The organism is Mycobacterium simiae (assembly GCF_010727605.1).
Taxonomy (GTDB): Bacteria; Actinomycetota; Actinomycetes; order Mycobacteriales; family Mycobacteriaceae; genus Mycobacterium; species Mycobacterium simiae.
In genome coordinates this window covers 2,804,991-2,831,955 of sequence record NZ_AP022568.1, presented here as the reverse complement: position 1 = coordinate 2,831,955, position 26,965 = coordinate 2,804,991, and the positions used below count along the sequence as shown (strand labels likewise).

General features: G+C 66.2%; 30 protein-coding genes and 3 tRNA genes. 18 read left to right on the top strand and 15 right to left on the bottom strand.

Features of this window, described 5'->3' with window-relative positions:
- Both G6N33_RS13150 and G6N33_RS13145 read right to left on the bottom strand, forming a co-directional pair.
- Nucleotides 1–1,098, bottom strand: a complete 1,098-nt coding sequence (locus tag G6N33_RS13150) for an ABC transporter ATP-binding protein (RefSeq protein ID WP_044508961.1) — start codon at nucleotides 1,096–1,098, stop codon at nucleotides 1–3.
- 22 nt (nucleotides 1,099–1,120) lie between these two features.
- Nucleotides 1,121–2,068 (bottom strand): ABC transporter substrate-binding protein, encoded by a 948-nt coding sequence (locus tag G6N33_RS13145; RefSeq protein WP_044508962.1) that lies wholly within the window; start codon nucleotides 2,066–2,068, stop codon nucleotides 1,121–1,123.
- A 103-nt stretch (nucleotides 2,069–2,171) separates the two neighbouring features.
- On the opposite strand from G6N33_RS13145, the gene G6N33_RS13140 reads away from it, so the two are divergent.
- Nucleotides 2,172–2,546, top strand: a complete 375-nt coding sequence (locus tag G6N33_RS13140) for a LapA family protein (RefSeq protein ID WP_101528134.1) — start codon at nucleotides 2,172–2,174, stop codon at nucleotides 2,544–2,546.
- Here the strand turns inward: G6N33_RS13140 and G6N33_RS13135 are convergent.
- The gene (locus G6N33_RS13135; protein WP_044508964.1) at nucleotides 2,543–3,589 is read right to left on the bottom strand and encodes a phosphotransferase family protein; all 1,047 of its coding nucleotides are present in this window, start codon (nucleotides 3,587–3,589) and stop codon (nucleotides 2,543–2,545) included. The genes G6N33_RS13140 and G6N33_RS13135 overlap by 4 nt on opposite strands.
- Before the next feature lie 9 nt (nucleotides 3,590–3,598).
- Nucleotides 3,599–4,207: a histidine phosphatase family protein gene (locus G6N33_RS13130; RefSeq protein ID WP_044508965.1), complete on the bottom strand. Its 609-nt coding sequence runs from the start codon at nucleotides 4,205–4,207 to the stop codon at nucleotides 3,599–3,601.
- Nucleotides 4,208–4,323: 116 nt separating this feature from the next.
- Here G6N33_RS13130 and G6N33_RS13125 point away from each other — a divergent pair, with 116 nt between their 5' ends.
- The 6 genes from G6N33_RS13125 to G6N33_RS13100 are packed head-to-tail and all read left to right on the top strand — an operon-like array spanning nucleotide 4,324 to nucleotide 9,762.
- Nucleotides 4,324–4,995 (top strand): class I SAM-dependent methyltransferase, encoded by a 672-nt coding sequence (locus G6N33_RS13125; RefSeq protein ID WP_044508966.1) that lies wholly within the window; start codon nucleotides 4,324–4,326, stop codon nucleotides 4,993–4,995.
- Nucleotides 4,996–5,047: 52 nt separating this feature from the next.
- Nucleotides 5,048–6,091: a phosphotransferase family protein gene (locus G6N33_RS13120; RefSeq protein WP_101528136.1), complete on the top strand. Its 1,044-nt coding sequence runs from the start codon at nucleotides 5,048–5,050 to the stop codon at nucleotides 6,089–6,091.
- Nucleotides 6,092–6,096: 5 nt separating this feature from the next.
- A complete protein-coding gene (locus G6N33_RS13115) occupies nucleotides 6,097–6,861 on the top strand; it encodes an SDR family NAD(P)-dependent oxidoreductase (protein WP_044508967.1) in 765 nt (254 codons plus the stop codon).
- A 17-nt stretch (nucleotides 6,862–6,878) separates the two neighbouring features.
- A complete protein-coding gene (locus tag G6N33_RS13110; protein ID WP_044508968.1) occupies nucleotides 6,879–8,186 on the top strand; it encodes an acyl-CoA dehydrogenase family protein in 1,308 nt (435 codons plus the stop codon).
- A complete protein-coding gene (locus G6N33_RS13105; RefSeq protein ID WP_044508969.1) occupies nucleotides 8,183–8,794 on the top strand; it encodes a TetR/AcrR family transcriptional regulator in 612 nt (203 codons plus the stop codon). Before G6N33_RS13110 ends, G6N33_RS13105 begins: the two co-directional genes overlap by 4 nt.
- Nucleotides 8,794–9,762 carry an NADPH:quinone oxidoreductase family protein gene (locus G6N33_RS13100; RefSeq protein ID WP_044508970.1) on the top strand — a complete coding sequence of 323 codons (969 nt, stop codon included), beginning with the start codon at nucleotides 8,794–8,796 and terminating at the stop codon, nucleotides 9,760–9,762. The genes G6N33_RS13105 and G6N33_RS13100 overlap by 1 nt, the downstream gene beginning before the upstream one ends.
- A gap of 57 nt (nucleotides 9,763–9,819) precedes the next feature.
- Here G6N33_RS13100 and G6N33_RS13095 read toward each other — a convergent pair whose 3' ends face one another.
- Nucleotides 9,820–11,700, bottom strand: coding sequence for an alkyl/aryl-sulfatase (locus tag G6N33_RS13095; protein WP_163771787.1), 1,881 nt, complete (start codon nucleotides 11,698–11,700; stop codon nucleotides 9,820–9,822).
- 165 nt (nucleotides 11,701–11,865) lie between these two features.
- Between G6N33_RS13095 and G6N33_RS13090 the strand changes: the two genes are divergently transcribed.
- The gene (locus tag G6N33_RS13090) at nucleotides 11,866–12,339 is read left to right on the top strand and encodes a lipoprotein LpqH (protein ID WP_101528138.1); all 474 of its coding nucleotides are present in this window, start codon (nucleotides 11,866–11,868) and stop codon (nucleotides 12,337–12,339) included.
- Here the strand turns inward: G6N33_RS13090 and G6N33_RS13085 are convergent.
- From G6N33_RS13085 to G6N33_RS13070, 5 genes are all read right to left on the bottom strand, one after another.
- Nucleotides 12,332–13,855 carry a sensor histidine kinase gene (locus G6N33_RS13085; protein WP_044512545.1) on the bottom strand — a complete coding sequence of 508 codons (1,524 nt, stop codon included), beginning with the start codon at nucleotides 13,853–13,855 and terminating at the stop codon, nucleotides 12,332–12,334. The two genes, G6N33_RS13090 and G6N33_RS13085, sit on opposite strands and share 8 nt — an antisense overlap.
- Entirely contained in the window at nucleotides 13,833–14,537 is a 705-nt protein-coding gene (locus G6N33_RS13080) for a response regulator transcription factor (protein ID WP_044508974.1), read from the bottom strand. The genes G6N33_RS13085 and G6N33_RS13080 overlap by 23 nt, the downstream gene beginning before the upstream one ends.
- Nucleotides 14,538–14,658: 121 nt before the next feature.
- A complete protein-coding gene (locus tag G6N33_RS27075; protein ID WP_169717127.1) occupies nucleotides 14,659–14,814 on the bottom strand; it encodes a DUF6131 family protein in 156 nt (51 codons plus the stop codon).
- Between the two features lie 11 nt (nucleotides 14,815–14,825).
- On the bottom strand, nucleotides 14,826–15,062 hold the full coding sequence (locus tag G6N33_RS27465; RefSeq protein ID WP_231382511.1) for a hypothetical protein: 237 nt from the start codon (nucleotides 15,060–15,062) through the stop codon (nucleotides 14,826–14,828).
- Between the two features lie 281 nt (nucleotides 15,063–15,343).
- On the bottom strand, nucleotides 15,344–16,285 hold the full coding sequence (locus G6N33_RS13070; protein WP_044508975.1) for a class I SAM-dependent methyltransferase: 942 nt from the start codon (nucleotides 16,283–16,285) through the stop codon (nucleotides 15,344–15,346).
- Nucleotides 16,286–16,577: 292 nt separating this feature from the next.
- On the opposite strand from G6N33_RS13070, the gene G6N33_RS13065 reads away from it, so the two are divergent.
- From G6N33_RS13065 to G6N33_RS13055, 3 genes are all read left to right on the top strand, one after another.
- Complete coding sequence (locus G6N33_RS13065; protein ID WP_232069480.1) at nucleotides 16,578–17,573, top strand: phosphotransferase family protein; 996 nt, start codon at nucleotides 16,578–16,580, stop codon at nucleotides 17,571–17,573.
- Between the two features lie 86 nt (nucleotides 17,574–17,659).
- Nucleotides 17,660–17,890 carry a hypothetical protein gene (locus G6N33_RS13060; protein WP_044508978.1) on the top strand — a complete coding sequence of 77 codons (231 nt, stop codon included), beginning with the start codon at nucleotides 17,660–17,662 and terminating at the stop codon, nucleotides 17,888–17,890.
- Between the two features lie 153 nt (nucleotides 17,891–18,043).
- Nucleotides 18,044–18,559: a DUF732 domain-containing protein gene (locus G6N33_RS13055; protein WP_044508979.1), complete on the top strand. Its 516-nt coding sequence runs from the start codon at nucleotides 18,044–18,046 to the stop codon at nucleotides 18,557–18,559.
- 23 nt (nucleotides 18,560–18,582) lie between these two features.
- Here G6N33_RS13055 and G6N33_RS13050 read toward each other — a convergent pair.
- Nucleotides 18,583–18,655: transfer RNA gene (locus tag G6N33_RS13050), tRNA-Arg, on the bottom strand.
- Nucleotides 18,656–18,689: 34 nt separating this feature from the next.
- Nucleotides 18,690–18,778 (bottom strand) — tRNA-Ser (locus tag G6N33_RS13045).
- A gap of 89 nt (nucleotides 18,779–18,867) precedes the next feature.
- On the opposite strand from G6N33_RS13045, the gene G6N33_RS13040 reads away from it, so the two are divergent.
- Both G6N33_RS13040 and G6N33_RS13035 read left to right on the top strand, forming a co-directional pair.
- Nucleotides 18,868–19,935, top strand: a complete 1,068-nt coding sequence (locus G6N33_RS13040) for a pyridoxal phosphate-dependent aminotransferase (RefSeq protein WP_044508980.1) — start codon at nucleotides 18,868–18,870, stop codon at nucleotides 19,933–19,935.
- Entirely contained in the window at nucleotides 19,932–20,393 is a 462-nt protein-coding gene (locus tag G6N33_RS13035) for a DUF4334 domain-containing protein (RefSeq protein ID WP_044508981.1), read from the top strand. Before G6N33_RS13040 ends, G6N33_RS13035 begins: the two co-directional genes overlap by 4 nt.
- Nucleotides 20,394–20,406: 13 nt before the next feature.
- On the opposite strand, the gene G6N33_RS13030 is transcribed toward G6N33_RS13035, so the two are convergent.
- Nucleotides 20,407–20,991: a TIGR03086 family metal-binding protein gene (locus G6N33_RS13030; protein WP_179962687.1), complete on the bottom strand. Its 585-nt coding sequence runs from the start codon at nucleotides 20,989–20,991 to the stop codon at nucleotides 20,407–20,409.
- A gap of 23 nt (nucleotides 20,992–21,014) precedes the next feature.
- On the opposite strand from G6N33_RS13030, the gene G6N33_RS13025 reads away from it, so the two are divergent.
- From G6N33_RS13025 to G6N33_RS13010, 4 genes are read left to right on the top strand one after another with little or no spacing between them, the layout of a single operon-like run.
- Nucleotides 21,015–21,839 (top strand): crotonase/enoyl-CoA hydratase family protein, encoded by an 825-nt coding sequence (locus G6N33_RS13025; RefSeq protein WP_044508983.1) that lies wholly within the window; start codon nucleotides 21,015–21,017, stop codon nucleotides 21,837–21,839.
- 25 nt (nucleotides 21,840–21,864) lie between these two features.
- Nucleotides 21,865–23,109: a lipase LipE gene (gene lipE / locus G6N33_RS13020; RefSeq protein WP_044508984.1), complete on the top strand. Its 1,245-nt coding sequence runs from the start codon at nucleotides 21,865–21,867 to the stop codon at nucleotides 23,107–23,109.
- Between the two features lie 28 nt (nucleotides 23,110–23,137).
- Entirely contained in the window at nucleotides 23,138–23,326 is a 189-nt protein-coding gene (locus tag G6N33_RS13015) for a hypothetical protein (RefSeq protein WP_044508985.1), read from the top strand.
- 40 nt (nucleotides 23,327–23,366) lie between these two features.
- On the top strand, nucleotides 23,367–24,473 hold the full coding sequence (locus G6N33_RS13010) for an Rv2629 family ribosome hibernation factor (protein ID WP_044508986.1): 1,107 nt from the start codon (nucleotides 23,367–23,369) through the stop codon (nucleotides 24,471–24,473).
- A gap of 47 nt (nucleotides 24,474–24,520) precedes the next feature.
- On the opposite strand, the gene G6N33_RS13005 is transcribed toward G6N33_RS13010, so the two are convergent.
- Nucleotides 24,521–24,607: transfer RNA gene (locus tag G6N33_RS13005), tRNA-Ser, on the bottom strand.
- 36 nt (nucleotides 24,608–24,643) lie between these two features.
- Here G6N33_RS13005 and G6N33_RS13000 point away from each other — a divergent pair.
- Nucleotides 24,644–25,615 carry an NAD(P)H-quinone oxidoreductase gene (locus G6N33_RS13000; protein WP_044508987.1) on the top strand — a complete coding sequence of 324 codons (972 nt, stop codon included), beginning with the start codon at nucleotides 24,644–24,646 and terminating at the stop codon, nucleotides 25,613–25,615.
- A gap of 109 nt (nucleotides 25,616–25,724) precedes the next feature.
- Here G6N33_RS13000 and G6N33_RS12995 read toward each other — a convergent pair whose 3' ends face one another.
- A complete protein-coding gene (locus G6N33_RS12995; protein WP_044512547.1) occupies nucleotides 25,725–26,921 on the bottom strand; it encodes a cysteine desulfurase-like protein in 1,197 nt (398 codons plus the stop codon).
- Nucleotides 26,922–26,965 lie beyond the last annotated feature (44 nt).

Here is a 26,965-nt window from a genome sequence, read left to right as displayed (position 1 = left end):
TCAGGCCCGCCGCTGGGCATCGGCGACAGCGAGAACGTCGGCGGCCAGGACTCCGCCGATGACCATGCCGCCCCGGTCGACGGCGACGCCGATGTTCGACGGTGACGACAGCGCGGCGTCCAGCGCCTGGCTCAGGTTGTCGCCGGGGCGAAACAACGAGCCGACGGCCGTCATGGCGTCGGCCAGCGGCGCCCCGTCGCGATGCCGGCGCAGGCCGTCGTCGTCGATCCAACCCAGCGGCAGACCCTGGCCGTCGACCACCAGGACCCAGCCGGCCGGTGCGCCGGCGCTGTCGGTGACACTGCCGACCGAAATCTTGTCGACCGGGTGCAGTGGCAGGCCGTCCGCGTCGATCAGCTGCAGCCATCGGTAGCCGCGGCCCAGGCCGATGAAGTTCGACACGAAACCGTTGGCCGGGCGGGAAAGCAACTCGGCGGGCTCGGCATACTGCTGCAGGACACCGCCGGGCCCGAAGATCGCGACCCGGTCGGCCAGTTTGAGCGCCTCGTCGATGTCATGGGTGACGAACACGATGGTCTTGTGCAATTCGTTTTGCAGACGCAAGATTTCGTTTTGCAGGTCGACACGAACGACGGGGTCGACGGCCGAGAAGGGCTCGTCCATCAACAAGATCGGCGGATCGGCGGCCAGTGCCCGGGCCACGCCGATGCGTTGCTGTTCGCCGCCGGACAGCTGCGCCGGGTAACGGTTGGCGAGTCTGGCGTCCAGTCCGACACGTTCGAGCACCTGGTAAGCGGCCTCGCGAGCGTCCCGGCGCGACTGTCCGCGCAGCACCGGGACCGTCGCGACGTTGTCGATGACCCGCTGATGCGGCATCAGCCCGGCGTTTTGAATTACGTAGCCGATGCCGAGCCGCAAGGTCACCGGATTGACGGTCGAAACATCCTTGCCGTCAACGGTGACACGGCCCGAGGTCGGCTCGATCATCCGGTTGATCATCCGCAGCGCAGTCGTCTTACCGCTGCCGGAGGAGCCCACGAACACCGTCAGTTTGCCGTTGGCGGCCACCAGGTTCAGGTGATCCACCGCGGTGGTCCCGTCGGCAAATGTCTTGCAGACGTCGTCAAAGACGATCACTTCACCACTCTCCAGCCGCCCATCACTGTCCAATCGGATGGTTGAAACCGTTTTCCCGCACCCAGTTTCGCGCCGCCTGGTCCGGATCGATACCCGAATTGCCGGTCACCGACGCGTTCAGCGCGGCCATGCCCGTCGTCGTCAACTTTGCCGAGACCGCGTCCAGCACACGCTTGAGCCGATCGGACTTCTTTTGCGAATTCACCAGCGGGACAATGTTACCCGCCAAGAAGTTGTGTTCAGGATCGTCGAGCGCGACCAGATTGTTCTGCTGTATCGCCGGTGAGGTGGTGAAGATGTTGGCGGCGGTCACTCGCCCCTGCACCAAAGCCCGCACCGTGACGGCGCCGCCGCTGTCGTTGATCGCCACGAAGTTGCCGGGACTGATGTTCAGCCCGTACTTCTGCCGTAACCCTGGCAGGCCGAAGGGACGGGTCTCGAAGGCCGACGGAGCGCCGAATTTCACTTCCGGCGAATGCCGGGCCAAATCGCCGATCGTCTTGAGTTTCCACATCGCGGCGGTCGCACCGGTGACGCTGACCGTGTCGGTGTCGGTGGCCGGTGACGGCGTCAGCAGCGACAGGTCACCGGGCAATTTCTGATAGAGCTCCAACTCAACGGGGGCGAGCATGGTCGCGGTCGACTCCGGGGCGAAGTAGCGCAGTAGATTGCCGACGTATTCCGGCACCAGGTCGATCGAATGGTCTTTGAGCGCCGGGATGTACGTCTCGCGGCTGCCGATGCCCATCCGCCGACCCACGTCGAAACCGTTGGCCTGCAACGCCTGTGCATAGATCTCGCCCACAATCTGGGACTCTGGGAAATCGGCCGAGCCGACCACGATGGAGTTCATGCTGCGGACCTGCGGTCCCAGCGGGTCGGAGTTGATGCAGGACACCATCAGGCACATGGCCGCAATGCCGACCGCCGCGAAAATGATCGGGCGCCGCACGCGCCGCAACATCCGCATAACGCTGACCATAACGGCAGAATCGGCGCGCCGTGTGGCGCCGGAATCAGGTGGTTTGACGGGTGTGGTTTCAATCTGTCCCGGATGGGACAAAGATGGATCTATGAGCAGCAACACACCTGGTTCGCCGGGTAACCCGCCGCCTGAACCGCCTCCGGCACCGCCCCCACCCCCCGCCTCAGGACGCCGTGGTGGCGCCAAACCCGCCGATCCCGCGATCGGGTTCACCCGCGCCGGGGCACTGTGGACGGCCCTGATCGCGGGTTTCCTGATTTTGATCCTGCTGCTGATCTTCATTACCCAGAACACGACGTCGACGCCGTTCCAGTTCTTGGGCTGGCACTGGAGCCTGCCGCTGGGTGTCGCTATCTTGCTCGCGGCCGTCGTTGGCGGGCTGATCACCGTCGCCGTCGGGACCGCGCGGATCCTGCAGTTGCGCCGCGCCGCCAAGAAGCAGCGCACCGCTCCGCGCGGCTAGCCCGGCAGCTTGGCCAACTCCGCCAGACCGCGGGAGATCAACGGCGCGACGACTTCGGGCGTGTGCTCGGACTCCCGACCGCTGGCCTGATCGGACATGCGCCGGCGAAAATCGATTCCCGCGGCGATGATGGCCAGCTTGAAGTAGGCCAACGCCATGTAAAACTCCCAATGCGCCAGCGGCAGCCCGGCAACGAGTGAATAACGGTCGGCCAGCTCGTCGGCCGTCGGCAACAGCGGCGAAGTCCAGGCGGCTTGCGCATTGACGATCAGATCCAGTGCCGGGTCGCGGTACACGCACATCAAGGCGGCGTCCGAGAGCGGGTCGCCCAGCGTCGAGAGTTCCCAGTCCACCACGGCGCGCACCCGCGTCGGGTCGTCGGCATCCAGAATGGTGTTGTCGATCCGGTAGTCGCCGTGCACGATCGACGTGCGGCTTTGCTGCGGAATGGCTTGCTGCAGACCGGAATGCAGTCGCTCGACGTCGGCGTCGCGCTGGTCGTCGGGCAGCCGCACCAATTCCCATTGCGAGCCCCACCGCCGGACTTGGCGCTCCAGGTATCCGCTGGGCCTACCAAAATCGGCCAGCCCCACGGCATCCGGGTCGACGGTGTGCAAATCGACGAGCACCCGGATCAAGCTGTCCACGCATCGGTCGATCACGGTGTGGCTGAGGGCTTCGAGCTGAGCGCGGCGGCGCACCACCTGCCCCGCGACGAACTCGACGATCTGAAACGGCGCACCCAGCACCGACTCGTCCGCGCACAGCGCGATCGCGCGCGCCACCGGTACGGGCGTGTCCTGCAGAGCGGCCACGACTTTGTACTCGCGGGCCATGTCGTGCGCCGACGGGGTGAGGCCGTGCAACGGTGGCCGGCGCACCAGCCAGTTCGTCTTGTCGTCGTAGACGCGGAACGTCAGATTGGAGCGGCCGCCGGAAATGAACTCACCACGCAATTCGCCGTCCCGCTCAATGCCGAGCGAATGCAGGTACCGGTCCAAGGCGGGCAGGTCGAGCCCGTCGAGTCGATCAGCCGAAGTCACCGAACTTGTTTACCATCGCTGATTACGCGGCAACAGGTCCCACACGTGTTCGACGCCGTTGACTCCCGCCACCGTTGCTGAACCGGTGCGCGAGTACAACAGACGCGTGACCGACGCATAGTCGACGGGAAACGACAACAGCCGCTTCGTGCCCAAAATCTCGTGCAGCACCAGGTTGATCACCCCACCGTGACTGAAGACCGCGACGGTGTCCTCGGGATCGGACGATGCGACCAGATCGTTCACCCCCGCACTCACCCGCGCCCGGAACGCCTCCTCGTCGACCGCACTGGGCAGCTGGCCTTGGGCCAGTCGCTGCCACTCCTTGGGATTCTCCGCGCGGATCTGCTCGACCGGGATGTAGACGGGCAGGTCGCGATCGTACTCGGCGAACCGCTCGTCCACCTCGACGGCGAGATTCCGGGCCGCGGCGACCGGTTCGGCGGTCTGGATGGCGCGCCGCTGCGGGCTGCTGACCACCCGGGCGATCGGGAACCTCGCGAGTGCCTGCGGCAGGCGCGCGATCTGCGCAATGCCCTCGTCCGACAAGTCCGGGTCGGATCCCTGGCCGTGTTCGCTGCGCAGCGGCAGCGCATGTCGGACCAGAAGCACTTGCATATCTCTCCCTGTCGGTCGGGTGGTGAGTGGCCGGTTCGCAGTTTCTCATCGCGGTCTGCCACGGCGCGTGGCCGTCTCCTAATCTGCACAGGGAGAGCCGACTGCGAGGAGAACAGATGACCGAGCCGAGCATCGACTGGGACGCCGCCTACCGACAGGCCTCACCCCCGCCGTGGAGCATCGGACGGCCGCAGCCGGAGCTGGCTGCGCTCATCGATCAAGGCAAGATCCGCGGCGAGGTGCTGGACTCGGGCTGCGGCCATGCCGCCCTGTCGCTGGTGCTCGCGGCGCGCGGGTACACCGTAGTGGGCCTGGACACCAGCGCTACTGCGATCGCCGCCGCGGCCGCGATGGCTGCCGAGCAAGGACTGCACACGGCGTCTTTCGCGCAGGCCGACGTCACCGACTTCGGCGAATACCCACCGGGTTCCGAAGGCCGCTTCGCCACGATCGTGGACAGCGGGTTGTTCCACTCACTGCCACCCCAGCGCCGTCAGGGTTATCTGCGGTCCATCGCCCGGGCCGCCGCACCCGGGGCAACGCTTTACCTTCTGGCGTTCGCCGCCGGGGCACTGGGCGAGCAAGAGGGGGTGCCCGGTCCGCGTGGGTTCACCGAAAACGAATTGCGGGAGGCCGTCTCGACGCTCTGGCAGGTCGACGACATTCGCCCCGCCAAGGTGTACGGCAACGCCGCCTCGCTCGACACCGAGTTGCCGAACGCCGAGCACGATGGTGAGGGGCACTTTATGGTGCCGGGGCTACTGCTCAGCGCACACCAGCCGGGCTAGCGCCAAGCCCGGAGAATGCTATTCTCCACGCAGAGAGTGGGGTGTGCGGACAATGCCGACTGCCGGTGAAACCCAGCTTGACCCGCGTGCGCTCAGCCAGTGGTTGGACGCCAACGACGCCCCTGGAAACGGCGAAGAGCCCGTCCTGCAACGGCTGAAGGGCGGTTCGCAGAACACGCTGTATCTGATTACCCGCGGCGGCGAACGCCTGGTGCTGCGGATGCCGGGACCGCGCGCGGACGACGCCCGCGTCGACGGCCTGCTGCGGGAGATCCGGCTGGTGCGGGCGCTGTCGGGCACCGATGTGCCGCACGCCGAGCTGATCGCCGCCGACGACAGCGGCACCGTGCTGGGCATGCCGTTTTACGTGATGCGGGCGATCGACGGCTGGAGCCCGATGGATGGTGGATGGCAGCCGCCGTTCGACACCGACCTGGCGGCGCGACGCGGCCTGGCATTCCAACTGGTCGAGGGAGCCGCCAAGCTCGGTCGCGTCGATTGGCGCCGGCAAGGACTCGAGGGCTTCGGCCGCCCGGACGGATTCCACGACCGCCAGGTGGATCGCTGGCTGGCGTTCCTCGAGTCATACCGGGTGCGCGAGTTGCCCGGCCTGCACGAAGCCGCCGACTGGCTGCGGCGCCACCGGCCCACCTCATACCGGCCCGGGATCATGCACGGTGACTACCAGTTCGCCAACGTGATGTTCGCGCACGGCGGCCAGCCTCGACTCGCCGCGATCGTGGACTGGGAGATGACCACCGTCGGAGACCCGTTACTTGATCTGGCCTGGGCGCTGTTGGGCTACGACGGCGAAACCCCCAAGGCCGAGGGGTTTTATCTGGACATGCGCGGCATGCCGACTCGCAGCGAGCTGCTCGCCCACTACGAGAGCGTCAGCGGCTTGTCCACCGAGCACATCGACTACTACCTGGTGCTGGCCAACTGGAAACTGGGCATCGTGCTGGAGAAGACCTACGCTGCCGGAGTACGCACCGGCAAGGTCGACCCGAAAATCACCGACGCGTTCGGGCCGATGATTCTGCAGCTCATCGCGACCGCTGCCGAGCTGTCCCGGTCGCTGGAGACGAAGGGTTAGCCGAAATGGGTTATGCCGACCAGCTTTTCGACCTCACCGGCCGGGTCGTGCTGATCACCGGAGGCAGCCGTGGGCTGGGCCGGGAGATGGCGTTCGGGGCCGCGCGCTGCGGCGCCGACGTCGTGATCGCCAGCCGGAAGATGGACAACTGCGTGGCGACGGCCAGGGAAATCGAGGCCGAGACTGGACGCACCGCCCTGCCCTATCAGGTGCACGTCGGCCGCTGGGAGCAACTCGACGGCCTGGTTGACGCGGCCTACGAAAAATTCGGCAAGATCGACACCTTGATCAACAACGCCGGCATGCAACCGCTGTACGACAAGCTGAGCAACGTCACCGAGAAGCTGTTCGACGCGGTGGTCAACCTCAACATGAAAGGCCCCTTTCGCCTTTCGGCGTTGCTGGGCGAACGGATGGTGGCCGCCGGCACCGGTTCCATTATCAACGTGAGCTCCACGGGATCGCTGCGCCCCGGCGCCGACATCGTTCCCTACGCGGCAGCCAAGGCGGGCCTCAACGCGATGACCGAAGGGCTGGCGCGGGCGTTCGCACCTTCGGTGCGGGTCAACACGTTGATGGCCGGCCCTTTCCTGACCGACGTAAGCAAGGCCTGGAACCTCGAACAGGACAAGATCAACAGATTCGCGCACCTCTCGCTGCAACGCCCCGGCAACCCGTCCGAAATCGTCGGTGCCGCATTGTTCTTGGCGTCCGATGCGTCCAGCTTCACCACCGGCTCCATCGTGCGGGCCGACGGCGGAATTCCGTAACGACAGGAGTTTTCGATATGCCTTGGGACTTTTCCACCGAACCGGAGTTCGAGAAGAAGCTCGCCTGGGTTCGCGAGTTCGTGCGAGCAGAAGTCGAACCGCTGGAGGTGCTGTTCCCTGGCTGCGAATTCCTGCCGCTCAACGACGAACGGCGGCGCATCATCGACCCGCTCAAACAGCAGGTCCGCGAGAATGGCTTGTGGGCACCACATCTGAGCCCGGAGCTGGGCGGGCAGGGGTTCGGGGCCGTCAAGCTGACGCTGATCAACGAGATCCTGGGCCGCAGCCCGTGGGCGCCGATCGTGTTCGGCACCCAAGCGCCCGACACCGGCAATGCGGAGATCATCGCGCGCTTCGGCACCCAAGCCCAAAAGGATCGCTATCTGGCCGGCCTGCTGTCCGGGGAGATCTTCTCCTGCTTTTCGATGACGGAACCCCAGGGCGGCGCCGACCCCCGCGTGTTCACCACGCGCGCCGTCCGCGACGGTGACGACTGGGTGATCACCGGGCGAAAGTACTTCTCCTCCAACGCCTCCGTCGCGTCGTTCTTCATCGTCGTCGCGATCACCGATCCGGACGTACCCGTCCACCGCGGCGCCTCGACTTTCCTGATCCCCGCGGGAACCGAAGGGCTGACGGTGGAAGCCAACCACCATCTGGTGGGAGCCGACCCGCACGAGCCGGGTCACTCGCTCGTCCATTACGACGGGGTTCGGGTGCCGGCCGATGCGCTGCTGGGCGAGACGGGACACGGTTTCATGATCCTGCAGACCCGCTTGGCCGGCGGCCGGCTGCATCACGCGATGCGCTCGATCGGGATGGCCCAGCGCGCCGTCGAGATGATGTCACGACGGGCGAAAAGCCGTTTCACGCAGGGTAGTCCGCTGGCCGACAAACAACTGGTGCAGGAGTTCGTCGCCGACTCCTACACCGAGCTGACCCCGTTCCGGTTGACCGTGCTGCACGCGGCCTGGCTGATCGACAACGGCGACGAGCGCGCCGCGCGCGCCGAGATCGCCGCCTGTAAAATTCTGGCGTCTCAAGTGTTGAAATCAATTGCGCTGCGGGCGATCCAAGTGCACGGCGCGCTCGGCCTGACCGACCAGCTGCCGTTGGTGAACGTGCTGCTCGGCGGGATCGCGTTGGGTCTGGCCGACGGGCCTACCGAGGCGCACAAGGTCAACCTGGCTCGGATGCTGCTTAAAGGCTACGACGCCGAAGACGGCGACTGGCCCAGCGAGATGCTCGACATTCGCCGTGCGGCGGCCCGCGAGAAGTACGGCGCCCTGGTCGGTAGCGTTCCGGCACACCCACATTCGCCGTGACCAACAGAGTGGCTGCGGCCGTCGAGCGCGCCCTGGATGACCGCCAGCGGGAGGCGACCGAGGAGGTCGAACGCATCCTGGCCGCCGCGGTGCGCGTCATGGAGCGTGTCGCTCCCGATGCGCCCCGGGTGAGTGACATCGTGGCGGAAGCCGGGTCTTCGAACAAGGCGTTCTACCGGTACTTTGCCGGAAAGGACGAGCTGATCCTGGCCGTCATGGAGCGTGGCGTCGCGATCGTCGTGTCGTATCTCGAGCATCAGATGGCGAAGGAGTCGGCACCCAGGGACAAGATCGAGCGGTGGATCGAGGGCACGCTGGCCCAGGTTGCCGCGCCCGACCTGATCAGAAAGAGTCGAGCCGCGGCCGGACAGCTGTCGCCGGCCGCCGACTGGCGTACGGTCGACCAGGAAATGATGCGCCCGCTGCGTGATCTTCTCGTCGAACCAGTTGCGGCCCTGGGCAGTAGCGATGTGCACCGCGATGTCGATGCCGTGTTCTGCTGCACGGCAGCGACGATGCGCCGCTACCTGGGCTCCGCCGCGCGGCCCGGACCCGAGGACATCACGCATCTGGTGCGGTTCTGTCTCAACGGCCTGGGGGTCGCGTGATGCGCGCTGTTGTCTGTCGCTCGTACGGTCCGCCGGAGAATCTAGAACTCGATGACGTGCCCGAGCCCGTGCCCGGACCCGGCCAGCTGCTGGTGCGGGTGCACGCCGCGGCGGTCAACTTTCCCGATGTGTTGTTCATCGCCGGCAAGTACCAGGTCAAAATTCCGCCGCCGTTCATCCCGGGTAATGAGATTGCCGGGAAGGTGCTCGCTGCCGGGCCGGGCGCACCGTTCAGCCCGGGCCAGCGGGTGGCCGGCACCACCTTTGGGGCGTTCGCCGAGCAGGCGCTGCTCGACGCGACGCAGGCGACGGTCGTGCCCGATGATGCGGACTTCGCCGCGGCCGCCGCGTTCGGGGTGACTTATCGCACCGCGTATCACGCGTTGCGCTCGACTGCGGCTGTCGCAGCCGGTGATTGGGTCGTGGTGCTCGGCGCCGCAGGCGGAGTTGGTCTGGCGGCGGTTGATCTGGCGGTGGCGATGGGGGCGCGGGTGCTGGCGGCGGCGTCGAGCCCGGAGAAGCTCGAGCTGTGCCGGCAGCGCGGCGCCGAAGCCCTGGTGGACTACGACCGCGAGGATCTCAAGTCGCGGATCCGTGAACTCACCGGCGACGCCGCACGCGTTGTCCTGGATCCGGTCGGGGGTGCCTATGCCGAGCCGGCGCTGCGCGGCCTGGCACGCGGCGGCACGTTTGTCACGCTGGGGTATGCCGCAGGCAGCATCCCGGCTATCCCGCTCAATCTCATTCTGCTCAAAGACATTTGCGTGCGAGGCATGGAAATCCGCACCTTCATGACCGATTACCCCGATGAGGCTGTCCGGGACATCGAGGAGCTGACGCAAATGTTCGCCGCCGGGACCGTGCGCCCCTATATCGGTGCGCGGTTCCCGCTGTCAGAGGCCGCCGCGGCATTGCGTCATGTCGCCGACCGCAAAGTCCTCGGCAAGGTCGTCATCGACGTCGCGTGAGGTCACATCCGCCGCACTGGTTGCTCGCCACGGTGGTAGCCGATTTTTCTGCCTCCGCTAGGGCGTGACGATGTTGAAATTCGGGTTCGGCCGTTCGAGTGCACCCAGGAAAGCCTGCAGTGCGGCGCGGTCGCCGGAGATGTGCAGACCGGGCGAGTCGAAGTCGCCCATGGCGGTCGCCAACAAGCGAGACTTGTCATCCAGCCGGATCGACACCGTCGCGGTCGCGGGGTCGGCGGCGACCTTGCGATGAACAAGCACGCCGTTGCGAAGCGTGAGCCGGTAGTTGACACCCAGGTCCGCGAACGTGACGTCGGTGGTGATATCGAGGTCCCAGCTGTCCGGTCCGTTGACCCGAATGGCGAGACCATCGAAGATCTGCTCCGGCGTCAGCTGGGAAAGCATGGTCTGTGACGTGACCTGGCCGGCCGTGCCGAAGTTTCCGGCACGCAATTCTGTTGCCCCGCTGAGGAAGAAGTTGCGCCAGGTGGCGTTCTCGGCGCCGTAGCCGAGTTGCTCCAAGGTGTCCGCATACAGGGCCCGCGCTGCGGCATGCTCGCTGTCGGTAAAGATCGCGTGGTCAAGAAGCGTTGCTGCCCAACGGAAGTCACCGGATTCGACGGCGGTTCGAGCCAGTTCTACGACACGTTCGATCCCGCCCATCGCCGCCACGTACCGGGGTGCGAGAGCCTCGGGCGGGTGCGGCCATAGCCGACCCGGGTTCCCGTCGAACCAGCCCATGTAACGCTGGTAGACGGCCTTGACGTTGTGGCTCACCGACCCGTAATAGCCGCGAGTGTGCCAGGCGCGGTCTAAAGCCGGTGGCAGCTGGAACATTTCGGCGATCTCCACCCCGGTGTAGCCCTGGTTGAGCAGGCGCAGCGTTTGGTCGTGCAGATAGGCGTACAGGTCGCGCTGCAGCCCCAAAAACTCGACGATGTTTTCCCGGCCCCACGTCGGCCAGTGATGCGACGCGAACACCACATCGGTACGCGCGGCGAAGGTGTCGATGGCCTCGGTGAGATAGCCGGCCCACGCGTGCGGGTCGCGGACCAGGGCGCCGCGCAGCGTCAGCAGGTTGTGCAGATTGTGCGTGGCGTTCTCGGCCATGCACAATGCGCGGAAACGCGGGAAGTAGAAATGCATTTCGGCCGGCGCCTCGGTACCAGGCGCCATCTGGAACTCGATCTCGACACCGTCGATAGTGTGCGTCTGCCCCGTCGTGCGGATGTCGATGGTCGGCACGATGATGGCGACCTCACCCGACGACGGTATCTGGCCGAGGCCGCAACCCACCTGGTCTTGCGGCCCGCGCGCCAGCAGACTGCCGTACATGTATGTCGCGCGACGGAGCATGGCCGGACCCGCATAGACGTTCTCCTGCACCGCATGTGCGGTGAACCCCTCCGGTGCCAGCACGGCCACCGCGCCGGCGTCGACGTCGGCCTGCGACGTGACGCCCAGCACGCCACCGAAATGGTCGACGTGGCTATGGGTGTAGATCACCGCGACGACCGGGCGATGCCCACCGCGGTGGGTGCGGTACAGGTCGAGCGCCGCGGCCGCGACCTCGGTGGAAACCAAGGGATCGATGACGATGATTCCGGTGTCGCCCTCGATGAAGCTGATGTTGGAGATATCGAAGCCCCGGACCTGATAGATGCCCGGCACCACCTCGTAGAGGCCCTGTTTGGCGTTGAGGATCGATTGCCGCCACAGACTCGGATGCACCGACGCCGGCGCGGGCCCGTCCAGAAAGGCATAGGCGTCGTTGTCCCACACCACACGCCCGTCCGCCGCTTTGATCACGCACGGCGACAGGGCCGCGATGAACCCGCGGTCGGCGTTGTCGAAATCTGTTGTGTCCTGCCAGGGCAGGGAATTGTTCCGATGTGCCGATTCGATGGGCGCGCTAGGCGGTTTGTGGTCCACGGCAATACAGTGCCATCAACGCCCCCTCGCCCGGAAGAACTTGCTGGGCGTGGTTAATTAACCGAAATGAAACAATTTGCGCGAACCTCTTTTGCGGGGCCCGGCAAACCCGCATACTGCCTGAACGGCCCTCGACGTGGTGGGCCGCAACGATCGGGCAAAGGAGAACAGGTGAAGCGTGAACTGACGGTCGCGGTTGCCGGAGCAGCGATTCTGGTTGCCGGTCTATCCGGCTGTTCGAGCGACAAGAAGAGCACGAGCGGGTCGTCGTCGGCGAGCTCGTCGGCTTCCGCCAGCGGTGGCGGCGGCACCAAGGTCGTCATCGATGGCAAAGACCAGAACGTGACCGGCTCAGTTGTGTGCACGACGGCCGGCGGCAACGTCAACATCGCAATCGGCGGGGCCGCAACGGGCATCGCCGCGGTGCTGACCGACGCGAACCCACCCCAGGTGACCTCCGTTGGGCTGGGCAACGTGAATGGCGTGACTCTCGCGTACTCCTCGGCAGGTGGTGGCGGCAACGCCTCGGCCACCAAAGACGGCAACAAGTACAAGATCACCGGAACTGCGACCGGCATCGACGCGGCCAACCCGATGCAGCCGGTGAACAAGCCCTTCGAGATCGACGTAACCTGCTCTAGCTAACCGAGGCGGCGGGCGGTTGCCACCCATCCAGTGGCAACCGCACCGTGAACTCGGTCCGCCCGGGCGAGCTGTCGACCGCGATGGTTCCGTTGTGCGCCTTGACAACTGCGGACACGATCGCCAGACCCAGCCCGGTGCTTCCGCCCTTACGGGAGCGTGAGGTATCGCCGCGCGCGAACCGCTCAAAAATCTCCGACTGCAACGCTTTCGGAATACCGGGGCCATTGTCGATCACCTGCAGCACGCTGTGGGTTGCGTCGGTGCTCAACCGCGTCGTCACGACGGTCCCGGCCCCGGTGTGAATGCGGGCATTGGCGAGCAGATTTGTCAGCACCTGGTGTAGACGGGCCGCATCCCCGACGACGACCACCGGCTCCTCGGGCAGGTCCAGCTCCCACTGGTGATCCGGTCCCGCGACGTGTGCGTCGCTGACCGCGTCGACCGCGAGCCTGGACAGGTCTACCTGGTCGCGTTCCAGTGGCCGGCCAGAGTCCAACCGGGCCAGCAACAACAAGTCCTCGACGAGACGCGTTATCCGCTCCGTCTCCGACGCGACCCGGCTCATCGCGTGCGCGACCGCCTCGCGGTCGTCGCCCATGCGTTGCGTGAGCTCGGTGTAGCCGCGGATCGCGGCCAGCGGAGTCCGCAGTTCATGACTGGCGTCGGCGACGAACTGACGCACCCGGGTCTCGCTGGCCTGCCGCGCCGACAGCGCCGCAGCGATGTGGTCGAGCATGCGGTTGAGCGCCGAGGCGAGCTGACCGACCTCCGTGGCCGGGTTGGCGTCGGATTCGGGCACCCGCACCGGCAGCTCCACCTCGCCGCGATCCAGCGGCAGGTTCGAAACGCGGCGCGCGGTTTGCACGACCCGGCGTAGCGGGGCCAGCGCGCGCCGGATGATCACCATTCCGGCGATCGTTGCCGCGGCGATGGCGATGACGGTGACCACTCCGAAGATCACGAGCATCTGCAGCAGCGTGGCATCGACATCGGACATCGACAGCCCGGTAACGATCAGGTCGCCACCCCGCCGGCTCGGGGCCGCCACCACGCGGTAGCGGCCGAGGCCGTCGAGGTCCAGCGTCACCGGTGCCCGGCTGCCGGCAATCGCCGCGAGTTGCTCCTGGGCCTTGTCGCTCAGCGCGGCCCGGGAACCGATGCTGGTCAGATAGCCGGCGTCGACCGTCTTGCCGTTGCTGACCACCGCGGCGACCATGCCCGCGGGCTGGCCGGGCGCGTCGAGGAAGCGCGGACCAGGGCCCGGCCGGGGGTAGTAGACGCGGTCACGGTCGCGGTGCCGGCCGGGGCGGCTCGGTTCCGGGTACAGCAGCGCTGAGCGGTGCGAGGTCCCGTCGAGCTGCGCGTCGAGCTGGCGCATCAAGTGGTGGTTGAGCGAAAGTTCGGTCGCTGCGGTGATTCCGACACAGACCAGGGCGAGCACCACGACCTGGCCCACCAGGAGCCGCAGCCGAAGCGACCAGACTCGCCGTGACCTAACGGGCTGGTTTGAGGACATAACCCGCACCCCGCAGCGTGTGGATCATCGGGTCACGGCCACTGTCGATCTTCTTGCGCAGATACGAGATATACAGCTCGACGATGTTCGATCGGCCGCCGAAATCGTAGCTCCACACCCGGTCGAGAATCTGCGCCTTACTGAGCACCCGCTTGGAATTACGCATCATGAAGCGCAGCAGCTCGAATTCGGTGGAAGTCAACGAGATCGGCTCACCGCCGCGGGTCACCTCGTGGCTGTCCTCGTCGAGCACCAAGTCGCCCACGACGAGCTGTGCGCCGCTGTCCACAGTGGTTACGCCGGTGCGCCGCAACAACGCTCGCAACCGCAGCACCACCTCTTCGATGCTGAACGGTTTGGTGACGTAATCGTCGCCACCGGCGGTCAGCCCGGCGATCCGGTCTTCTACCGCATCCTTGGCCGTCAACAACAGCACCGGAAGTTGCGGGTTTTCCTCGCGGAGTTTGTGCAAGACCTCGAGCCCGCTCATGTCGGGCAACATCACGTCCAGTACGACCACGTCGGGGCGCTGGGCACGTGCCGAGGCTATTGCCGACGCGCCGTCCCCGGCCGTCGCAATGTTCCAGCCTTCGTATCGCAATGCCATCGACACCATTTCGGCCAAGACCGATTCGTCGTCGACGACCAACACGTTGATCGGATTGCCGTCGGCGCGACACATGACAACGCGCTCTACGGAGGATCGAGACTGCGTCACAAGTTCCAGTATCCGCGGCCTACTGAGCCACCGCTATGACATCCCTATGCGTGTCCTGTGAAGCGGCGTATCCGTGCCGCGGGCACTAATACCAGTACCGCCGACCGGCAACCGGCCGGCCCACCGCGCCGAGCACCCACATCACCGCGCCGATAACGATCAGAATAATGCCGATCGTCCACAGCAAAGGAATGGTGAACACATATCCAAGAATGAGCAGAACCACACCCAAGACAATCATGACAGCTTCCTTTACGTGAGTGACACTAGTTGACTTGGCATTGAACTGGGTTGCGGCACACGGCAATCCTTGACTTTTGGATTGACGCCGGCGTAATTCAGCGGCCCCGCCACCACAGTTAGAGCGATGTTTCCTGCTGTGACACAGTTCGTTTGCTCATTTTGGAAGTAACCGCGTTGCCAAGCTGCGAAGACCCCAATGAGCAGCCACACCAGAACGACCGCGCCGATTATCCCGCGACCACGCATCGTGACCTCCGTTCGAGAAAGACATTCCCGTGGCGTAGCGATACCCATTGGACTTATGTCTAAACATCGGCGCGGCAAACTTTCGGAAAGCGAAATTGCCATTCGCGACAGTCCGGATGCGCGCGAGCCGCTGATGTTGATTTAGCCTGAGTAATCCGGCCAGATTACTGATAATACTGGCCGAAATACGCAGTCGCCGTGCCGAAGTCGGAGTTCGTGCAATGCCGCCGGCCGGCGTCGAAGCCACTCCGATCGACGCCGGCCACGACCAGCCGGTGGTGTTACGCCGTGAGGCGCGCCGAGATGAACTGCGTCGGCGACATCGAGTCCTCGTGCCCCGCCGGAATGCTGCGCCCGTAGCGGGCCATTAGCTCCGGAAAGCTCAACGACAGTACGTCCCAACCACGCTCACGCAGCCAGCTGTCGACGGGCGTGCGCTCTTCCGGATACCACAGCTCGTCGAAATCGGTGACTTCCGCGTCGATGACCTTGGCGGCCGCGGCGCGCACCCGCGCCATGTCTTCGCGGTGCCGACGCACCTTCTCGGGATCGGCGAATCCCTCCCCCGGAACGTTGGACGCCAACCAGCTACCCGGCGCGCTCAGGGAAAGGATCCGTTCGAACAACAAGTCCTGAGCCTGCGCCGGCAGGTACCGAATCAACCCCTCGGCCGACCATGCGCTCGGCTGCGAAGGGTCAAAACCGGCGTCCTGCAATGCCTTCGGCCAATCCTGCCGCAGGTCCACGGCGATGTTCACCAGCCGCGCGGTCGGGTGCGCACCGTGTTCGCGCAACGTCTCGTTTTTGAACTGAAGAACCTTGGGTTGGTCCAGCTCGTAGACGACGGTGCCGTCCGGCCAGGGCAGCCGCCAGCTTCGGGCGTCCAAGCCGGACGCCAGGATCACCACCTGCCGAACGCCGGATTCGGCCGCACCGAGAAAGAACTCGTCGAAAAACGCCGTGCGGGTCGCCATGAAGTCGACCATCAGCTGCAGCCGATGTTGCACGTCCGGCTCGATCGCGACGGCCTTCGCCAACAGCGCGGGATCGGCGTAGATGCTCCACACACCCTCCCCCGCGGCGTCGACGAAGACGCGTGCGAACGGGTCGCGGATGAGGGGATCGTCGCTCTCGGTCTCCGCGGCACGGGCCGCCGCGACGCCGAGCGCGGTAGCCCCCACACTCTGCGTGATGTCCCAAGAATCGTTATCGGTCCGCGGCATGCCGTTCCTCCACCCTGATAGTCGGTTGCGTTCACTATTCTTCCAGGCTTCGTGAGTGCCTGGCGCATCGGCGATGGTCACCAGTCTGATTCCCAGACGGTCCACAGCTTCGGCGAGCGGCGCCATACACGTACGTCGCGCCGACGACGGCGTCGACACCCTCGTGTTCCGCGACGCCCTCATCCTGGCGCAGGCTTTGCCTATACCCTTCCACCCATAGGCTGACGCGCGCCTGGGCAGAGTAGGTTCACACGACGTGGAGCACGTCGACTTAACAGCCGTCGCGGAATGGATGTCTCAGCAGGGGCTGGGCGAAGGACCGCTGGACAACGTCTCCCCCGTGACCGGCGGAACCCAGAATGTGATGCTGCGGTTCGAAAGATCCGGCCGACCTTATGTGCTGCGCCGCGGCCCGCGGCACCTGCGTCCGCGTAGCAACAACGTGATCTTGCGGGAAACGAAAGTCCTTGCGGCGCTGGCTGGTTCCGACGTGCCGCATCCCCATCTGATCGCCGTCTGCGAGGACCCGAGCGTGCTGGGCGACGCGGTGTTCTACCTGATGGACCCGATCGACGGGTTCAACGCCGGCGAGGGCTTGCCGCCGCTGCATGCTGGCAACCCCGACATTCGGCACGGCATGGGCCTATCCATGGCCGACGCGCTGGCCAAGCTGGGTGCCATCGACCACGTCGCGGTGGGTCTCGCCGATTTCGGCAAGCCGGCGGGCTTTCTGGAACGCCAGGTGCCGCGCTGGCTCGCCGAACTGGACTCTTACAGCGAGTACGACGGCTACCCCGGCCCCGACATCCCGGGGATCGATGAGGTATCCGCCTGGCTCGAACGTCATCGCCCGGCGACCTGGATACCGGGCATCATGCACGGCGACTACCACGCCGCCAACGTTATGTTCTCCCGCACCGGGCCGGACGTCGTCGCGATAGTCGACTGGGAGATGTGCACGATCGGGGATCCGCTGCTGGACCTGGGCTGGCTGCTGGCCACCTGGCGGCAGTCGGACGGATCCAGCGTATTCAGCCACGCTCTCGGCGGGCAGGACGGGTTGGCCAGCACCGACGAGCTCCTCGAGCGTTACGCCGCCAACACCACCCGCGACCTGTCCCAAATCACCTGGTACACCGTGCTGGCGTGTTTCAAGCTGGGCATCGTCATCGAGGGGACCTTGGCACGCGCGTGCGCGGGCAAGGCCGAGAAGCAGGTCGGCGATCAACTGCACGCGGGCACGGTTCACCTGTTCGAGCGGGCACTGGCCCACATCAACAACGGCTAGGCAACGGGTAGGCAACGGGTAACAGCGCTGCGGCTACGACCAGCACCCATGGCGCGCCCGGAACGCGAGCAACTAGGGTCGACGCCATGAGTCGGCTCGAACGCGGCCTGGCGCGGTTGCGGGACATGCGCTTTGACCTCTACGCCCAGCCGATGCGGCAGGTGAGCCTGGAGCTCAAGATCGTCTTCTTCTCGATCCACCTGCCGATCGCCGGCGGTAAGACGCTGCGCGTGCCGATGATCGCCACGATTGGGCCGATGCCGGACGCTGCCGGCGAGCCGAACACCGATGGCGGCGATACCCAGCCGGCGCAGTAAGCACGCCGGTCAAGCCCGCCACGAGTCGCCCGGACCGGTTTCGCAGCGAACGTCGGCGAATTACACTTCAACCTTGTTCAAGACCTTGTTCAACCGCGCGCTATCGGGCTGGCCACGGCTGAAAGTCGATCTAGTCGGCGGGGGATTTCGACCATGCGTTTCGCGCGTCAAACCAGGCCCGCGGCAAACGAAAACGCCGAGACGCGTGCTCCGGACGCGCAGCCCGAGGCCAGCGCAGGGGGATACCGGAGTGGGTACCGGAGCCCGCGCCACAAAGTCACCACTGAGGGCTTCTCCGGTGTGGTGATCGCGGGCGCCTTTCTGGTGATCGCATTCGTGGGCGTGTTGCTGGTCGCAACCAAGCCGACGGTGATCTTGTCGCCGTACAGCTCGGCCGGCAATCCACCGACCACCCGGTCGCAAGGTCCGACACCCAAGAGCGCCGACGAGCGGTTGATCGCGGTCATGACCACCCTGCACGGCAGCGCGCCCGCGGACGGCGGGACCGCGCTGATCAAGGCCGCCCACGAGACATGCGCCCGCGCGGCCGCCGGCCGGCCCCTGACCGAGCTGGCCAACCGCTTCACTCGGGAGGGCATGACGTTCACGGAATCGGTGGTGTTCGTCAACACCGCGGTGGCCATCTACTGTCCGGCCAAGCCGGGATAGACGAGATATTCGCTGGTAGAAAGCGCGCCCGAAGGGATTCGAACCCCTAACCTTCTGATCCGTAGTCAGATGCTCTATCCGTTGAGCTACGGGCGCCGGTGTTCAGTTATGCGTCCTCGCAAGGACTCAGCGGAGGCGAGAGGATTTGAACCTCCGGTCCCCTTTGAGGGGGACAACTCATTAGCAGTGAGCCCCATTCGGCCGCTCTGGCACGCCTCCCTTGGACTTTCTGAGGGTACCGGACGCATGGCGGGCGTCCCGGAACCGCCGGAGGCATAGCGTACACAGCCGCGACATATGCTGTCGAAGTGACTGCCCGCCTACGGCCTGAGCTGGCCGGGCTGCCGGTTTACGTGCCTGGTAAGACCGTGCCGGGTTCGATCAAACTTGCCAGCAACGAAACCGTGTTCGGCCCGCTGCCTAGCGTTCGCGCCGCGATCGAGCAAGCGACCGACATCGTCAACCGCTACCCCGACAACGGCTGCGTCCACCTCAAAGCCACGCTCGCCAAACACCTCGGCCCCGGCTTCGAACCCGAGCATGTCGCCCTCGGCGCGGGCTCCGTCAGCCTGTGCCAGCAACTGATCCAGATCACCGCCTCGGCGGGCGACGACGTGATCTTCGGCTGGCGCAGCTTTGAGCTGTATCCGCCGCTGGTCCAGGTTGCCGGCGCCGTCGCGGTCAGGGTGCCGCTGACCGACCACACCTTCGACCTCTCCGCGATGCTGGCCGCGATCACCGAACGCACCCGGCTGATCTTCGTCTGCAACCCCAACAACCCGACATCCACGGTCGTCGACCCGGACGCATTGACCCGGTTCGTCGAGGCGGTCCCGCCGCACATCGTGGTGGCCCTCGACGAGGCCTACGTCGAGTACATTCGCGACGACATGGCGCCCGACAGCCTCGGCCTGGTCCGAGCACATCCCAACGTTGTTGTGCTGCGTACCTTTTCGAAGGCCTACGGACTGGCGGGCCTGCGCGTTGGCTACGCCGTCGGGCACCGCGACGTGATCACCGCGCTGGACCAGGTTTACGTCCCGTTCTCCGTCACGAGCGTCTCACAGGCCGCGGCCATCGCCTCGCTGGACGCCGCCGACGAATTGCTGACCCGCACCGACGCGTTGGTGGCCGACCGGGCTCGGGTGAGCGCGCGGCTGCGCGAGGTCGGGTTCACGTTGCCGCCGTCGCAGGCCAACTTCGTCTGGCTGCCGTTGGGACCCAGGACGCAGAACTTCGTCACGCGGGCCGCCGACGCGGGAATCGTGGTCCGTCCATACGGTGACGACGGGGTCCGCGTCTCGATCGGCGCCCCGGAGGAGAACGACGTCCTGCTGGAATTTGCCGGCAACTGGATGACCGAGAGAAATCAATGAGCTTGGCGCGCAAGAAGTTTACCGAACTCAAGGAACGCCGCAGTCGGATCGACGACGCCGAACTCGACGACTTCTGGGCGAGCCTGGAACCGGCCACGATCGACGGCATGATCGGTGAGTGGAAGGGCGGCGAGTTCGCGACCGGCCACAAGATGAACGGCCAGCTGGAGAAGGCCCGCTGGTTCGGCAAGAACTTCACGTCCGCGCGCGATGTGCAGCCCCTGGTGTGCCTGGACGCCGACGGCAACAAATTCTCCAACACCGAGATGGGTAACGGCGAGGCCAGCCTGTGGCTGGAGGAGTTCCGCGGCGAGATCACCGCGACAATGGTTTACGACGGACAGCCAGTGCACGACCACTTCAAGAAGATCGATGACGACGCCGTGATGGGGATTATGAACGGCAAGCGCGTGCGCGATAAGGGCCGCTACTTCTACTTCTACCTCGAACGGGTGTAACGCCCACGACGCGCTAGGCGGCCGGGTTGCGGCCGGTGAACGCGACCAGCTTCTCCAATGCCCCGGCCTCGTCGGGCACCTCGACCGGATCGGCGAAGCCCGCGGTGCCGCGAAATTCCGGCCGGATCGTCTGGTGCGCGAGATCGAGCACGTACTCGGCCAACGGTTGCGGGGCGTTGAGCTCATGGCCGACCGCCACCGCGTAATCCCAAGCGTGGACCAGGAATTCGATCGAGAAGATGCCGCACGCCGCCCGGGCCGGCATCTCCTTGTCGCCGAAGCCGACGGTGCCGTCCAGACCGCGGCGATGCCAGGCGTCCAAGGCCGGCCGGGCCGCGGCGATGATTTGCCGCTCGACGGAATCCTGCCCGTCGCGGGCCGGCAGCTCGGCGCCGACCATGCCGCCGATGCCGCCGATCGACTTGAGCAGATGCTCGGTCAATTTGGCCACGTCGAACTCCGTGCACGGCGTCTGCTTGGCCAGATCGTCGGTGGCGATGGGATGGAGCACGCGCTGCAAGATGCCCAACGTGTCCTCCGCGCTGTGCAGCTCGTCCGTGGGCGGGGAATGAGGGCCGGGTCGCAAATCACGAGGCATATTTGCCACGCTACGGTCTGCACATGGGCGAAACATACGAATCCGTCACCGTCGAGATCAAAGACCTGGTCGCGCAGGTGACACTGATCGGACCGGGCAAGGGCAATGCGATGGGACCCGCGTTCTGGTCGGAGTTGCCTGAGCTGTTCGCCACCCTGGACGCCGACCCCGAGGTGCGCGCGATCGTGCTGACCGGATCCGGCAAGAACTTCAGCTACGGCCTGGACGTGCCGGCCATGGGCGACTCGTTCACGCCCGTGCTCTCCGGCGACGCCCTGGCCGGGCCCCGCACGGTGTTCCATCGCGAAATCAAGCGGATGCAGGCCGCGATCACCGCGGTCGCCGACTGCCGCACCCCCACCATCGCGTCGGTGCACGGCTGGTGCATCGGCGGGGGCGTCGACCTGATCTCCGCGGTCGACATCCGCTACGCCAGCGCCGACGCCAAGTTCTCGGTGCGGGAAGTCAAACTGGCCATTGTCGCCGACGTCGGCAGCCTCGCCCGGCTGCCGCAGATCCTCAGCGACGGCCACCTGCGCGAGCTCGCGCTGACCGGCAAGGACATTGACGCCGCCCGCGCGGAGAAGATCGGCCTGGTCAACGACGTGTACGAGGACGCCGAGGCGACGCTGGCCGCCGCCCACGCCACCGCCGCGGAGATCGCCGCCAACCCGCCGCTGACCGTGCACGGCATCAAAGACGTGCTGGACCAGCAACGCACCGCCGCCGTCGCGGAGAGCCTGCGCTACGTCGCGGCGTGGAACGCGGCGTTCCTGCCGTCCAAGGACCTGACCGAAGGCATCTCGGCGACGTTTGCCAAGCGCACACCGCAGTTCACCGGGGAATGATTCGGCGCCACGTACCCTCGCGGGGGTGGCGACTACGACTCCAGACGGAAAGATCAGCGTCCCGGCCGACGTAGATGCGGTCACCGACGTCGGCGCGGAAGACCACTCCGGTATCGACCCTGCCGCCATCGAACGCATCTGGCAGGCCGCCCGCCACTGGTATCGGGCGGGCATGCATCCGGCCATCCAGCTATGCATCCGGCACCACGGGCGCGTCGTGCTCAACCGCGCAATCGGTCATGGCTGGGGCAATGCACCCACCGATGCACCCGACGCCGACAAGATCCCCGTCACAACCGACACACCGTTCTGCGTCTACTCGGCGGCCAAGGGCATCACCGCGACCGTGGTGCACATGCTCGTCGAACGCGGCGTCTTCTCGCTCGACGATCGGGTGTGCAAGTACCTGCCCACCTTCACCAGCCACGGCAAGGACCGCATCACGATCCGCCACGTGATGACCCACAGCGCCGGGTTGCCCTTCCCCACCGGACCGATGCCGGACCTCAAGCGGACCGACGACCACGAGTACGCGCAGGAAATGCTCGGCAAGCTGCGGCCCCTCTACCGCCCCGGTCTGGTGCACGTGTACCACGCGCTGACGTGGGGGCCGCTGATGCGCGAGATCGTCTACGCGGCCACCGGCAAGGACATTCGCGAAATACTGGCCACCGAAATCCTCGACCCGCTCGGGTTTCGCTGGACCAACTTCGGTGTCGACAAAAAGGACCTCTCGCTGGTTGCGCCGAGCCACGCGACCGGCCGGCCGTTGACTCCCGTCATCGCGCAGATATTCCGCAAAGCCATCGGCGGAACCATGCACGAAATGATCCCGGTGACCAACACCCCGTTCTTCCTGACCACCGTGATCCCGTCCTCGAACACCGTCTCGACCGCCAACGAGATGTCCCGTTTCGCCGAAATATGGCGCCGCGGAGGCGAACTCGACGGCGTGCAGGTGATGCGGCCGGACACGCTGCGCGCCGCGACGGCCGAATGCCGGCGGTTACGGCCGGACTTCGCGGTCGGCTTGATGCCGGCGCGTTGGGCCACCGGATTCATCCTGGGCACCACTAGGTTCGGCCCATTCGGACGTAACGCACCGGCCGCATTTGGTCATCTCGGCCTGGTCAACGTCGCGATCTGGGCCGACCCGCAACGCAGCCTGGCCGCCGGCCTGATCAGCAGCGGCAAACCCGGCCGCGATCCGGAAGGCCGCCGGCACGTCGCATTGATGAACACCATCGCCGCGGAAATCCCGACGGGTTGACAGCCCACGCGGTGGGAACACTGTGGCAATGGCCAACTATCGAGTGATCAACCCGCACGGTGAAGTCGTCGCCACCAAGGAAATCGAAAGCGCCGACGACGCGCACGCCTGGTTCGTCGACAACAAGGCCGACAACAGCGAACTCGGTTGGCGCATGGAAGTCGAGCATGACGGCGAGTGGTCGTTTTTCGACGACACCGAGGGCGACCGGGCCTGACCGTGGTTAGTCTCCGGTCCCAGCGGGCACCCTAAGCGCTATGGATACTGGGCGCTTCCGTTCCCTGCTGGACAACCCGGGGCCTTTCGCCTCGGTCTACTTCGACGACTCCCACGACACCCACGACGCCGAAGCGCAACTTGACCTGAAGTGGCGGGCACTGCGCGAACAGCTCGAACAACAGGGTGCCGACAAGTCCGTGACCGACGAGATCGAGCATGCCGTAAAAGACCTGCGCGCCCCGGTCGGACGTAGCGGACGCGCGGTCGTGGCCAGCGCCAGCGGCGTCGTCCTCAACGAGCACCTGCTGCGGCCGACCGCCGGCACCGTGGTGCGGGTGTCCGACCTGCCCTACCTGGTCCCGCTCGTCGAGCTTGGCTTCGACGGTGGGGATTACCTACTGGTCGAGGTCGACCATGCCGGCGCCGACATCAGCAACCGCGTCGGCGGTGCCGCGCGTTCGGAGACCGTCGACGGCAGCGGCTACCCCGTGCACAAGGCCTCCGGCGCCGAGACCGCCGGATACGGGGACCCGCAACTGCGCACCGACGAGGCGGCCCGCAAGAACATCCGCGCCGTCGCCGACCGCGTCGAGCAGCTCGTCGACGAGACCGCGGAGGAAACCGTTTTCGTGGTCGGCGAGGTGCGATCGCGATCCGATCTGCTGGCGGCGCTGCCGGAGCGAGTCCGCGACCGCACGGTCACGCTTGGGGTGGGCGCGCGACGCAGCGGACACAGCGCCGATGAAGTCCAGCGGGCGATCCAAGCCGAATTCCTCAAAAAGCGACTCAGCGTGATTGATGACGCCGCGGAGCGCTTCACCGCTGAGATTGGGCGCAACTCCGGGCTGGCCGCCGAGGGGCTCGGTGCGGTCTGCTCGGCACTGCGTCAGGGCGCCGTCGACACCATGATCATCGGCGAGATCGACGACGCGACCGTGGTCGCCGACGAGGGCCTGACCACAGTCGCGCCCAATGCCGACGTGCTTTCCGAGCAGGGGGCCGCACCCGCCAAGACGCTGCGGGCCGACGAAGCGTTGCCGTTATTGGCCATCTCAGTGGGGGCATCGCTGGTCCGCACCGACGAGCGCATCGCGCCCGCAGACGGGATCGGCGCCGTCCTGCGGTACGCGCCGACGCTGCACTAGTCGTTCGCTGTTCACCGGCGCGGCCGCAGCCTCGCCGCTGCACACTGCGGTGGCGGAGGGATTTGAACCCCCGGACGGTTTTTGCCGTCTCTCGCTTTCAAGGCGAGTGCATTAGGCCGCTCTGCCACGCCACCGCTGACAAGGGTAACGGGGCTAGTACCGTGGCTCGCATGCGCGCTATCGTCGCCGAATCCTCCGACCAACTCGTCTGGCAAGAGATCCCTGATGTCACTGCGGGTCCCGGCGAGGTATTGATCAAAGTCGCCGCGGCCGGGGTCAACCGAGCCGACGTGCTGCAAGCCGCCGGGAAGTACCCGCCGCCGCCGGGCGCCAGCGACATCATCGGCATGGAGGTGTCCGGTGTAGTCGCTGAAGTAGGTCCCGGCGCCACGGAATGGGCTGTGGGACAAGAGGTTTGCGCGTTGCTGGCCGGCGGCGGATACGCCGAGTACGTCGCGGTTCCTGCAGTGCAGGTGTTGCCGATACCCGACGGGGTCACGCTCGAGGACGCCGCGGGGCTGCCCGAGGTGGCCTGCACGGTGTGGTCGAATCTGGTGCTGACCGCCAATCTGAGCAAGGGCCAGCTGCTGCTGATGCACGGCGGCGCCAGCGGCATCGGCACCCACGCGATCCAGGTCGCCAGGGCGTTGGGTGCGCGGGTGGCGGTCACCGCCGGCTCGGCGGCCAAGCTCGACATCTGTCGCGACCTGGGCGCCGAAATCACCATCAACTATCGCGACGAGGACTTCGTCGCGCGGTTGCGCGAGGAGACCGACGGCGCCGACGTGATCTTCGACATCATGGGCGCCTCCTACCTGGACCGCAATCTCGACGCGCTGGCCCCCGACGGTCAACTGGTCATCATCGGCATGCAGGGCGGACTGAAGGCCGAGTTGAACATCGGCAAACTGCTGCCGAAGCGGTTGCGGGTGATCGGCACCACGTTGCGGGCCCGGCCGGTGAGCGGTCCGCACAGCAAGGGCGAAATCGTTGCGGCGGTGACGGACTCAGTCTGGCCGATGATTGCCGACGGTCGGGTGCGGCCGATCATCGGGGCGCGGATGCCGATTCACAAGGCCAGCGAGGCGCACCGGAGCCTGGTCGCCGGCGAGGTGCACGGAAAGATCGTGCTGACCGTCTAACGACCGCACGTCCGTTGTGCTGCAGCGGTTTTCGGTGTGCGCCTGAGGCGTCAGCCGTCGGCGTGTCACCGCCGTGGGAACACACTCAACGCCATGGGTGCACGGTCGGTCAGCCGAACGACGCCAATGCGCGCACCAGCTGGTCGACCTCGGCCATCGTCGAGTAGTGCGCCAGCCCCACGGTCACCGCGCCGCCCACCTCGTTGGCGCCCAGCGCATCGAGCACGCGTGAGCTTTCGTTCGAGACGGCCAGAATTCCGTTGTCGGCCAAGCGGTGGACGACCCGCTCAGCCGGCACGCCGTGCAGCGCGAAGCTGACCACCGGGATGCGCACCTCCGGGCGACCGATCAGCATCATCAACGGCAACGACCGCAACGAGGTCATCAGGTAGTCGAAGATGCGGGTCATGTACGCGGCGGCGGATTGCATCGACACCGACAGCCGCTCACGCCGGGTACCGCGCGCCGATTCATCCAGCGCGGCAAGGTATTCGATGCTGGCCACCACGCCGGCCAGCAGACCATACTGATGCGCGCCGACTTCCAAGCGCGCCGGGCCGCTGGCGTTGGGATCGGTGGACACCGCGCTGAACGTGTTGATCAGCGCCGGATCCCGAAACACGATCGCCCCGATCGGCGGGCCGCCCCAGGCAAGCGCGTTCACCGCCACCACATCGATGTCGGTCTCTTTGACGTCGAGCAGTCGATACGGCGCGGCCGCCGAATGGTCCACGATCACCATGCCGCCGACGTCGTGCACCAGCTTGGTCATCGCCCGCAGCTCGGTGACGGTGCCCAGCGTCCCCGACGCCGAGGTGACCGCGATCAGCTTGGTGGATTTGCCGACCAGGCCTTCCCATTGCCATGTCGGCAGCTCACCGGTCTCGATATCGACCTCGGCCCACTTCACCTTGGCGCCGTAGCGGTGCGCCGCCCGCAGCCAGGGCGCGATGTTCGCCTCGTCGTCCAGCCGGCTGACGACCACCTCGTACCCCAAACCGGCCCGCGAGGACGACGCCTCGGCCAGCGAGGACAGCAGGATCGCGCGATCGGCTCCCAGCACCACGCCCGCCGGGTCCGCGTTGAACAGGTCGGCCACCGCGGCCCGCGCCGCTTCCAGCACCGCCGCGCTCCGCTGCGCTGACGGGTGCGCCCCCACGGTGGTGGCAGCGGACCGGCGGAAAGCCGTGGAAACGGTGGTCGCCACCGAATCCGGAATCAGCATCCCGGCCGGGGCGTCGAAATGAACCCACCCGTCACCCAGCGATGGATGCAGTCCGCGCACCCGGGCGACGTCGTAAGCCATGCCAGCCACCTTAGAGCTTGCGTAATCCCGCGGAACTGTGACGG